Annotated in this window: 1 pseudogene; it reads right to left on the reverse strand. The window is 38.4% G+C overall.

The annotated features are described in order from the left end of the window. Positions 1-35: 35 nt before the first annotated feature. A pseudogene (locus MTCD1_RS21605) lies at positions 36-229 on the reverse strand (hypothetical protein); the annotation flags it as partial.

Genomic DNA, 229 nt, shown 5'->3' on the forward strand with positions numbered 1-229 from the left:
GGAAACTTATTGATTATTATTTAAGCATAGTAGAGTCACTCATTATTTCCATTTGAGTGGGTGTCTTTTATATTCTTCCTTAATGCCTGTAGTTTATCGGCGACCCAAGCACGTCTATGCTCATAGCTTTGCCCTGTATGCTTATCTTCACTACACAGATATGCCCGCCGAACACAACGAGATACACAATGATAATAAGGCGTGTCAACTAAGCTTATTTGTTGTTTTC

Origin of the sequence: Colwellia marinimaniae (assembly GCF_002207865.1) — a bacterium.
GTDB classification, from domain to species: domain Bacteria; phylum Pseudomonadota; class Gammaproteobacteria; order Enterobacterales; family Alteromonadaceae; genus Colwellia; species Colwellia marinimaniae.